Source organism: Gemmobacter nectariphilus DSM 15620 (assembly GCF_000429765.1).
Lineage (GTDB): Bacteria > Pseudomonadota > Alphaproteobacteria > Rhodobacterales > Rhodobacteraceae > Wagnerdoeblera > Wagnerdoeblera nectariphila.
The window spans coordinates 35349-45053 of the sequence record NZ_AUCM01000019.1; the positions used below are offsets into that span (position 1 = coordinate 35349).

At 66.8% G+C, this 9705-nt stretch carries 9 protein-coding genes; 8 read left to right on the forward strand and 1 reads right to left on the reverse strand.

Translation table 11 applies throughout. From position 1 onward, the window contains the following. From nosZ to G481_RS0116065, 8 genes are all read left to right on the forward strand, one after another. Positions 1–1959, forward strand: a complete 1959-nt coding sequence (gene nosZ / locus G481_RS0116030; protein ID WP_028030927.1) for a TAT-dependent nitrous-oxide reductase — start codon at positions 1–3, stop codon at positions 1957–1959. A 3-nt stretch (positions 1960–1962) separates the two neighbouring features. Continuing rightward, on the forward strand, positions 1963–3285 hold the full coding sequence (locus G481_RS0116035) for a nitrous oxide reductase family maturation protein NosD (protein ID WP_028030928.1): 1323 nt from the start codon (positions 1963–1965) through the stop codon (positions 3283–3285). Further along, positions 3257–4150 (forward strand): ABC transporter ATP-binding protein, encoded by an 894-nt coding sequence (locus G481_RS0116040; protein WP_028030929.1) that lies wholly within the window; start codon positions 3257–3259, stop codon positions 4148–4150. The genes G481_RS0116035 and G481_RS0116040 overlap by 29 nt, the downstream gene beginning before the upstream one ends. Before the next feature lie 163 nt (positions 4151–4313). Next, positions 4314–5135, forward strand: a complete 822-nt coding sequence (locus G481_RS0116045; protein WP_028030930.1) for an ABC transporter permease — start codon at positions 4314–4316, stop codon at positions 5133–5135. Then, positions 5132–5695 (forward strand): nitrous oxide reductase accessory protein NosL, encoded by a 564-nt coding sequence (locus G481_RS0116050; protein WP_028030931.1) that lies wholly within the window; start codon positions 5132–5134, stop codon positions 5693–5695. The genes G481_RS0116045 and G481_RS0116050 overlap by 4 nt, the downstream gene beginning before the upstream one ends. A gap of 3 nt (positions 5696–5698) precedes the next feature. Next, positions 5699–6604 (forward strand): FAD:protein FMN transferase, encoded by a 906-nt coding sequence (locus tag G481_RS0116055; RefSeq protein ID WP_028030932.1) that lies wholly within the window; start codon positions 5699–5701, stop codon positions 6602–6604. A 146-nt stretch (positions 6605–6750) separates the two neighbouring features. After that, the gene (locus G481_RS0116060; RefSeq protein ID WP_028030933.1) at positions 6751–7977 is read left to right on the forward strand and encodes a glutathionylspermidine synthase family protein; all 1227 of its coding nucleotides are present in this window, start codon (positions 6751–6753) and stop codon (positions 7975–7977) included. An 18-nt stretch (positions 7978–7995) separates the two neighbouring features. Continuing rightward, on the forward strand, positions 7996–8562 hold the full coding sequence (locus G481_RS0116065) for a DUF1190 domain-containing protein (RefSeq protein ID WP_028030934.1): 567 nt from the start codon (positions 7996–7998) through the stop codon (positions 8560–8562). Positions 8563–8725: 163 nt separating this feature from the next. Here G481_RS0116065 and G481_RS24170 read toward each other — a convergent pair whose 3' ends face one another. Continuing rightward, a complete protein-coding gene (locus G481_RS24170) occupies positions 8726–9367 on the reverse strand; it encodes a mechanosensitive ion channel family protein (RefSeq protein ID WP_035026394.1) in 642 nt (213 codons plus the stop codon). Positions 9368–9705 lie beyond the last annotated feature (338 nt).

A 9705-nucleotide genomic window follows, 5' to 3' on the forward strand; every position in this document is an offset into this window, starting at 1 on the left:
ATGGAATCGACATCGAACAAGGGACTGAGCCGCCGCGCCATGCTGGGCGCAACCGCAGGGGGGGCCGCCGCCGCAGGCGCGCTTGGCGGCCGGCTGGCATTGACACCGGCCATGCTGGGCCTGGGCGCGGCCGGGGTTGCCAGCGCGGCCGGCAGCGGGGCGGCCCGTGCCGCCGGCGCCGATGGCGGCATCGCGCCGGGACAGCTGGACGACTATTATGGCTTCTGGTCCTCGGGCCAGACGGGCGAGATGCGCATTCTGGGCATTCCGTCCATGCGCGAGCTGATGCGGGTTCCGGTGTTCAACCGCTGCTCGGCGACCGGCTGGGGCCAGACCAATGAATCGATCCGCATCCACCAGCGCAGCATGACCGAGGCGACCCGGCGCCAGCTGGCCGCCAACGGCAAGAAGATCCACGACAATGGCGATCTGCACCACGTCCACATGTCCTATACCGAGGGCAAGTATGACGGCCGGTTCCTGTTCATGAACGACAAGGCCAACACCCGCGTCGCCCGCGTGCGCTGCGATGTGATGAAATGCGATGCCATCCTGGAAATCCCCAATGCCAAGGGGATCCACGGGATGCGTCCGCAGAAATGGCCGCGTTCGAACTATGTCTTCTGCAACGGCGAGGACGAGGCGCCGCTGATCAACGACGGCAAGACCATGACGGACGTTTCCACTTATGTGAACGTCTTTACCGCCATCGACGCCGACAAGTTCGAAGTTGCCTGGCAGGTGCTGGTGTCGGGCAACCTCGACAACTGCGATGCCGACTACGAAGGCAAATGGGCCTTTGCGACCAGCTACAACAGCGAAATGGGCATGACGCTGGCCGAGATGACCGAGGCCGAGATGGACCACGTGGTCGTCTTCAACATCGCCGAGATCGAAAAGGCCATCGCTGCCGGCCAGTATCAAGAGGTCAACGGCTGCAAGGTTCTGGACGGCCGCAAGGCGGCGAACAGCCAGTTCACCCGCTATATCCCCATCGCCAACAACCCGCATGGCTGCAACATGGCGCCGGACAAGCAGCATCTGGTGATCAACGGCAAGCTTTCGCCCACGGTGACGGTGCTGGATGTGACCAGGTTCGACGCGCTGTTCGCCTCGGACGTCGATCCGCGCAGCGCGGTGGTGGCCGAACCCGAACTGGGCCTTGGCCCGCTGCACACCGCCTATGACGGGCGCGGCAATGCCTATACCTCGCTGTTCCTGGACAGCCAGGTGGTGAAGTGGAACATCAACGACGCGATCCGCGCCTATGCCGGCGAAAAGGTCGATCCGATCAAGGACAAGATCGACGTCCACTATCAGCCCGGCCACCTGAAAACCGTGATGGGCGAGACGCTGGACGCGGGCAACGACTGGCTGGTGTGCCTGTGCAAGTTCTCCAAGGACCGCTTCCTGAACGTTGGTCCGCTCAAGGCGGAAAACGACCAGCTGATCGACATTTCCGGCGACAAGATGAAGCTGGTCCACGATGGTCCGACCTTTGCCGAACCGCATGATGCGATCTCGGTCCATCCCTCGATCCTGTCCGGCATCAAGTCGGTCTGGGACCGCAACGATCCGATGTGGGCCGAAACCCGCAAGCAGGCCGAGGCCGACGGTGTCGATATCGACAGCTGGGCCGATACGGTGATCCGCGATGGCAACAAGGTGCGGGTCTACATGTCCAGCGTCGCGCCGACCTTCAGCCTGGAAAGCTTTACCGTGAAGCAGGGCGACGAGGTTACGGTGATCGTGACCAACCTTGATGAAATCGACGACCTGACCCACGGCTTCACCATGGGCAACCATGGCGTCGCCATGGAAATCGGGCCGCAGATGACCTCGTCCGTCACCTTCGTTGCGGGCAATCCGGGGGTCTACTGGTATTACTGCCAGTGGTTCTGCCATGCGCTGCACATGGAAATGCGCGGCCGCATGTTCGTCGAACCGAAAGCGGCCTGAGCCATGCGCCTGCCCGCCCTTTTCCTTGCCCTGCTGGTCGCCCTGCCGCTGTCGGCCGGGGAACGCCCCGTGGCACCGGGGGCGGGCACGCTGGCCGCAGCGATTGCCGCGGCCCGGCCGGGCGATGTGCTGCATCTGAGCGACGGGGCCTATCTGGGCCCCGTCACCATCGACCGCCCGCTGACCATCACCGGCCCCCTTGGCGCGGTGGTGGATGGCGGCGGCACCGGCAGCGTGATCACGCTGGCCGCGCCCGACATCGCGCTGCGTGGCTTTACCGTCACCGGATCGGGCCATGTGAACGAGGAACTGGACGCTGGGGTGAAAATCCTGCGCGGCGCCGACCGGGCGCTGATCGAAGGGCTGCAGATCACCGGCAACATGCATGGCATCGACGTCCATGGCGGGCGCGATGCGCGCGTGATCGGCAACCAGATCACCGGCACCCGCGATCCGCGGATGAACGAACGGGGCAACGGCATCTATGTCTGGAACAGCCCCGGCACCTTGCTGGAACGCAACACGATCCGCTATGGCCGCGACGGCATCTTTTCCAACACCAGCGCCGACAGCATCTATCGCGGCAACCTGATGCGCGATCTGCGCTTTGCGGTGCATTTCATGTATACCCGCAACACCGAGGTTTCGGAAAACATCTCGATCGGCAACCATCTGGGCTTTGCCATCATGTTTTCCGACCGGACTGTGGTGCGCGGCAACCTCAGCCTTGGCGACCGCGACCACGGCCTGATGCTGAACTATGCCAACAATGCCGATGTCACCGGAAACCTGGTGCGCGGCGGCACGTCGAAATGCCTGTTCATCTACAACGCCCACAAGAACCTGATCTGGAACAACCGCTTTCAGGGCTGCGGCATCGGCATTCACTTCACCGCCGGATCGGAACGCAACGTGCTGACCGGCAATGCCTTCATCGGCAACCGCGAGCAGGTGAAATACGTCGGCACCCGCCACATGGAATGGAGCCACGATGGCCGGGGCAACCACTGGTCCGACCATCCGGCCTTTGACCTGAACGGCGACGGAATTGCCGACAGCTTCTATCGCCCCAATGACATGATGGATCAGATCCTGTGGTCGCAGCCCGCCGCCGCCCTGATGACCGGATCGCCGGCCGTGCAGCTGATCCGCTGGAGCCAGTCCAGCTTTCCCGCCACCCTGCCCGGCGGCGTGCGCGACAGCGCCCCGCTGATGCGGCCCCTGACGATTGCCGTCCCCCCCGACATCTTGCCGCTTGAGGCCGAGGTGGCCGGGCGCTGGGATCATGGACCTAGACATGACACTGACGATTTCCAATCTCACTAAGCAGTTCCAGGCGGTGCAGGCGCTGTCGGGCGTCTCGCTGTCGCTGGCGCCGGGCCGGCGCGCAGCGCTGCTGGGCCACAATGGCGCCGGCAAGTCGACGATGATGAAGATCATCCTGGGCCTGATCCCCCATGATGCCGGCACCGTCTTGGTCTGCGGCGCGGCGCCCGGATCGGCGGGCGCGCGCGCCCAGGTGGCCTATCTGCCGGAAAACGCCGCCTTCCACCCCGCCCTGACCGGCGAGGAACAGATCCGCCACTACCTTGCCCTGCGGGGCGAGGATCCGCGCCTTGCCATGGGCCTTCTGGACCGCGTTGGCCTTGCCCACGCCGCCCGGCGCCGGATCGGCACCTATTCCAAAGGAATGCGCCAGCGTGTCGGCCTGGCGCAAACCCTGATCGGCCGCCCCCGGCTGCTGGTGCTGGACGAACCGACCTCGGGCCTCGATCCCGTCTCGCGGCGCGACTTCTACGATGTGCTCGACGGGCTGGCGGCCGAAGGCGCAGCGATCCTGCTGTCCTCGCATGTGCTGACCGAGGTCGAAGCGCGCACCGACAGCATCCTCATCCTGTCCGGCGGGCGTCTGGTGGCCGAAGGCACGCTGCCCGACCTGCGCGCCCGCGCGGCGCTGCCCGTCACGCTGCTGGTGCGCCCCGCCTCGGGGCAGGCATCCACGCTGGCCGCCGCCCTGCCCGGAGCACAGGCCCTGGCGGGCGGGCTGCTGCGCCTGACCTGCCCGCAGGGCGACAAGCTGGCACGGCTTTCGCAGATCGCCAGCCTTGGCGCGGCAGTCGCGGATCTCGATGTGATCCCGCCCAGCCTCGAAGACATCTACAGCCATTTCAGCCGGAGGGACGGACAATGACCCCCCACCCCCAGCTTGGCCCGCAGCGCCGCTGCCCATCATCTTGCCCAAAATACCCTCGGGGGGAGGCGTCCCTCGGGACGCCTGGGGGGCAGAAGGCCCCCCATCCGACGCCGGTCCCAGGCGATCGCGCTGTGGTGGCGCCCGACCGGAGGGCCGTGGCATGAGCCGCATCCTTGCCACCGCCGCCTGCGAATTCCGCATCGCCTTTCGCAACCGCTGGGTGGCGATCGCCACCGCCATGATGGTGCTGTTCGCGCTGGTGCTGGCCGCGGCCGGTGCTGCGCCAACGGGCGATCTGGGCATTGACCGGCTGTCGGTGATCGTTGCCTCGCTGACCTCGCTGGCGGTCTATCTGGTGCCGCTTCTGGCCCTCTTGATGAGCTTCGACGCCATCGCCGGCGAGGTCGAGCGCGGCACCTTGCCCCTGCTGCTGACCTATCCGGTCTCGCGGCTGCACATCCTGCTGGGCAAGCTGCTGGCGCATCTGGCAATTCTGGCGCTGGCCACCGGGCTTGGCTATGGCGCGGCGGCGCTGGCGGCGATCTGGGCCGATCCGGGCGCGGTCAAGGGGCTGCCGGCGCTGGGGCGTCTGGTGTGGTCCTCGGTCCTCCTGGGCGCGACCTTTCTGGGTGCGGGTTATGCGCTGTCGGCGCTGGCGCGGCGGCCCTCGGGGGCGGCGGGGCTGGCCATCGGCCTGTGGCTGGCTGTCGTGGTCCTCTATGATCTGGCTGTGCTGGCGCTGATCGTCTCGGATGGTGGCGGCGCGCTGACCACCCATGTGCTGCCCGTCGCGCTGCTGGCCAACCCGGCCGATGCGTTCCGGCTGTTCAACCTGACCGCTTCGCAGGCCGCGGCGGCCGCGGGCGGCATCGGCGGCGCGGCCGGGGCGATCCCGCTGTGGCAATCGGCGGCCTCGGTCCTGCTGTGGCCTGTGGCCGGCACCCTGCTGGCCTGGGCGGCTTTCCGAAAGGTGACACCATGACCCGCACGCTTCCGCTGCTGCTGACCTGTGCCCTGCTGGCCCTGAGCGCCTGCAAGGAGGAGGTGGCGCAAGACACCGCCCCGCAAGAGATGACCGCCGAGACGCTGGGCCATTACTGCCAGATGAACCTGCTGGAACACCCCGGCCCCAAGGCGCAGGTGCATCTGGACGGCATGCCGGGCCGGCCGCTGTTCTTCAGCCAGGTCCGCGACGCCATCGCCTATGCCCGCGCGCCCGAACAGATGGCCCCGATCCTTGCGATCTGGGTCAACGACATGGGCGCCCCCGGTGCCAGCTGGGACGCGCCCGGCGGCTGGATCGCTGCCGACACCGCCTGGTATGTCGTCGGCTCTGCCCGTGAGGGGGGCATGGGCGCGCCCGAAACCGTGCCCTTCGCCACCCGCGCCGCTGCCGAGGCCTTTGCCGCCCGCGAAGGCGGCGCGGTGATGCCCCTGTCGCAGATCACCACCGACATGGTGCTGACCCCGGTCGACAATTCCGCCAGCGACGACGATTTCCTGCGTCGCCTGAAAACCCTGCCCCACCCTGCCGGAGGCTAAGCCATGCTGACCCGTCGCCGCCTGATCGCCATTTCCGCCGTCGCAGTGCTGGTTCCCCTGCGCGCGCAGGCAACCCCGCGCCTGTGGACCGGCCAGGCGCTTGGCGCCCGCGCCTCGATCCGGCTGGACCACCCGGACGGCGCCGCCATTGCCGCCCGCGTGTTGGCCGAGATCGACCGGCTGGAGAATGTCCTCAGCCTCTATCGCCCCGAAAGCGCCCTGTCGCGGCTGAACCGGCACGGGCGGCTGGACGCGCCGCCGTTTGAACTGCTGGACTGTCTGGCCGTCGCTGGTGCGGTGCATCATGCCAGTGGCGGGCGGTTCGATCCCACCGTGCAGCCGCTTTGGGCGCTGTGGGCCGAAGCCGCTGCCAAGGGTGGCCGCCCCGCTGCCACCGCGCGCCAGAATGCCCTGCACCGGACCGGCTGGGACGGGCTGCGCATGGACAGCACCGCCATCACCTTGCGCCCCGGCATGGCGCTGACGCTGAACGGGATCGGTCAGGGCTATGTGGCGGACCGGGTGGCCGCGCTGCTGGCGGCCGAAGGGCTGGACGACATCCTGATCGACACGGGCGAATTGCGCGCCATCGGCGGGCAACCCGGCGGCGGTGGCTGGCCCGTGCAGCTGGCGCCGCAAGGTCAGGTCGCGCTGCACCAGCGCGCGCTGGCCACATCGGCCCCGCGCGGCACCACCTTTGACGCGGCCGGGCTGGATGGCCATGTGCTGGATCCGCACAGCGGCCTGCCCTGCCCTGCCCGGTGGCAGGCGGTGTCCGTCTCGGCCCCGACCGCTGCCCTGGCCGATGCGCTGTCGACGGCGGCCTGCCTGATGCCCGACCGTGCCGCGATCCTTGATCTGCTGGGCCGCTTCAACGGTGCAAGGCTGGAGGCCGCGACCCCTGCATGACCCCGCCGGTTTCGGCAGGGACCGGGCGCGCCCCATTTACATAGCCCCGACCGCCCAGCATGCCGCCCGTTGCGCTGGTCAGGCCGGAGTTTTGCGGCTATGACGCCCGTGCCTTGCAGACCCCCATTTTCCAGACCGGAGCCCTTATGCAAAAGATCGCGCTACCCGAACGGCAGCAATGGCGCGACAAGGCACAAGAGGTGGGGTTTACCTTCGCCGACATGCATGGCGAGCCCTATTGGGATGAAAGCTCGGCCTATCGGTTCAGCCTGCGCCAGATCGAGAACGACATCGAAGACCCCGCGACAGAACTGCACGCCATGTGCCGCGAGGCCGTGGACCATATCGTCACCAGCGATGCGCTGATGACGCAGCTGTGCATCCCCGAGGCGCATCGCGGCCTGATTGCCGACAGCTGGCAGCAAGGCCAGCCAGAGCTTTATGGCCGCTTCGATCTGGCCTATGATGGTACCGGCCCGGCCAAGCTGCTGGAATACAACGCCGATACCCCGACATCGCTTTATGAAAGCGCGTCCTTTCAATGGTCCTGGCTGGAAGACCAGATCGCCGCCGGCGTGCTGCGTGACAGCGACGATCAGTTCAACGGCATCCATGAGGCGCTGGTCGAACGCCTTGCGGCGCTGTTCGCCCCCGACACCGACCTGCATTTCACCGCACAGGCCGGCAGCCCCGAAGATTACGCCACGGTCGAGGCCCTGGGCTGGGCCGCGCGTCAGGCGGGCCTGGGGGCGCATTACTGCGATCTCGACAAGATCGGCCTGTCGCCCGATGGCCAGTTCGTCGACGATCAGGATCGGGTGATCGGCACGCTGTTCAAGCTGTATCCGTGGGAGGATCTGCTGCGCGACGATTACGCCGCGCATCTGGCGTCTTCGGGCACGCGGTTCCTGGAGCCGCCATGGAAGGCGCTGCTGTCGAACAAGGGCCTGCTGGCCGTGCTGTGGCAGATGTTCGAAGGCCATCCCAACCTGCTGCCAGCGTTTTTCGAAACCGACGTGGCGCAGGCCCTGGCCGGCACCGGCCCTGCCGCACAGCCGGTCCGGGCAGCGTTCGGGCGTGCGGCGGATCAGCTGCGCACCGGCCATGTGACGAAGCCGGTGTTCTCGCGCGAAGGGGCCTCGATCACCATTGTCGAGGCGGGCAGCGTGACCGAAACCGCCGCCCTGCGCGCCTACGACCACCACCCCCGCATCGTGCAGGCCTATGCGCCCCTGCCGGTCTTTGACGGTTTCCGCCCGGTGATCGGCGCCTGGATCATTGGCGAATCCTGCGCCGGGATCGGCATCCGCGAGGACCGATCACGCATCACGCAGGATCTTTCGCGCTTCAAGCCCCATTTCATCCGTGACTGATCCGCAGGAGCACAGGATATGAAGAAACGTTCGACACATGTGGCCCTTGTGCTGATGGGGGCGTTCGCCCTGTCGGGCTGCAAGGAGGAACAGGTCGACGCGCAGGCCTTTCCCGACCTGCAAAGCTGCAAGGCCGCGGCCAATGCCGGCGGGATGTTCAGCCCCGCCGAATGCGACACCGCCTTTGCCGAGGCAAAGGCGCTGCATGTCGAATCCGCGCCGCGCTATGACAGCCTTGCCGTCTGCGAGGCACAGCATGGCGAAGGCGCCTGCGGCACCGAACAGGCGGCGCAATCGGGCGGGTCGGGGTCGATCTTCATGCCGCTGATGATGGGCTACCTGCTGGGCAACATGATGGGCAACGCGCGCGGCGCTGCCGCCTCGCAGCCGCTTTACAGGACGGCGGATGGCAAGTTCACCAATGCCGCCGGCAGCAGCACCTTTTCCAGCAACGCCGGCAAGGCCAAGCTGTCACCCAGCCAGTTCACCAAACCGCCCGGCACCATCGGCCTGGCGCCGATGACCAAGACCACCGCCGCCTCGCGCGGGGGCTTTGGCGGATCGGGCATCGCAAGCGGCGGCTGAGGGGCTGGGCCGCAGCAATAGGCGCCATTGATGCGCGTCGAATTGCCGGCGCCGTGATGCGAGGGCGATCTTTGCGGGCGATCCGCTTCAATCGGCCGCCCGAAGGGATCGTGATCTGCGGCCCGGGCCTTGCCGCAGGTCGCGGCGCGGCCGTCTTGCCACCTTATGAGGCCAGGGCACTGATGGCGGCCGGACCAGCCATCAGCGTCACGCCCTGCTCGCGCAGCCGGGCATCGATACGGCTGTAGACCTCGCTGCGGCAGGCGATTTCCAGATCATGCCGGGGAACCCAGTATTTCACTCGGAAGGTGATGCCTTGCGGGCTGAAGCTTGCGACCTGCACCTCGGGTGTCCTGCCGGGAACGATGGTCTGTGCCCCCTCGAGTGCCGTGCCGATCAAACGACATGCCTCGGCCACCGGGAAGGTGACGGGCAGGGTCAGGTCAACGTGATCGCGGTATTCTGGTCGCGGGGCGCTGAAATTGGTGATCCTCTGGCGCGAGATCTGGCTGTTGGGCAAGATCACATATGTGCTGTCGCGCGTCACCAGACGCGTGGTGCGCCAGCCGATGTCCTGCACCCGGCCCTGCGCCAGCCCGTCGATGCTGACCCAATCGCCAATGCGGAACGGCGCCTCCAGCCCAAGCGCAAGGCCCGAAAAGGTGTCGGCCACCACATTGCGGATTGCAAAGCCCAGAACCGCCAGCACCAGTCCCGACCCGGTCAGGAACCCCGACAGATCCTGACGGAAGAACAGCGACAGGCTGGCAAGGGTGGCCACCATGAACAGCGCCACGCGAAACATATGTGGACACCCCCTTCGTCAAGTCTTTCCTCAAAGCGCGTCGAATCCGGTTGGGTGCTTGCATATGTCCGGCCTCGTAGTGCGGCCGGTTGGCCGCGGGCCCTGATGATATCCGCGGATCATGGTCCCTATCAAATCATCGCGCTTTTGGGCGCTGTCTCGCGAACGGGTTTTCCTGATCCCCGGCAAAACCGGTAGTCATCACGCTTCTTGGGCAGACCCTCCGAACTGTTGCGACGCCAGTGCGTCGTATTCTATGCGGCTGCTTCTCCGTAGACGGTTTTCCGTGCCATCACGGCCCAGCAGATCCGTGCCATCTTGTTGGCCAGGGCCACCGT

Excerpts from the sequence above, each read along its gene's own strand:
- nosZ (WP_028030927.1), top strand. The coding sequence starts at position 1 with ATGGAATCGACATCGAACAAGGGACTGAGCCGCCGCGCCATGCTGGGC.
- G481_RS0116035 (WP_028030928.1), top strand. The coding sequence starts at position 1,963 with ATGCGCCTGCCCGCCCTTTTCCTTGCCCTGCTGGTCGCCCTGCCGCTG.
- G481_RS0116040 (WP_028030929.1), top strand. The coding sequence starts at position 3,257 with ATGACACTGACGATTTCCAATCTCACTAAGCAGTTCCAGGCGGTGCAG.
- G481_RS0116045 (WP_028030930.1), top strand. The coding sequence starts at position 4,314 with ATGAGCCGCATCCTTGCCACCGCCGCCTGCGAATTCCGCATCGCCTTT.
- G481_RS0116050 (WP_028030931.1), top strand. The coding sequence starts at position 5,132 with ATGACCCGCACGCTTCCGCTGCTGCTGACCTGTGCCCTGCTGGCCCTG.
- G481_RS0116055 (WP_028030932.1), top strand. The coding sequence starts at position 5,699 with ATGCTGACCCGTCGCCGCCTGATCGCCATTTCCGCCGTCGCAGTGCTG.
- G481_RS0116060 (WP_028030933.1), top strand. The coding sequence starts at position 6,751 with ATGCAAAAGATCGCGCTACCCGAACGGCAGCAATGGCGCGACAAGGCA.
- G481_RS0116065 (WP_028030934.1), top strand. The coding sequence starts at position 7,996 with ATGAAGAAACGTTCGACACATGTGGCCCTTGTGCTGATGGGGGCGTTC.
- G481_RS24170 (WP_035026394.1), bottom strand. The coding sequence starts at position 9,367 with ATGTTTCGCGTGGCGCTGTTCATGGTGGCCACCCTTGCCAGCCTGTCG.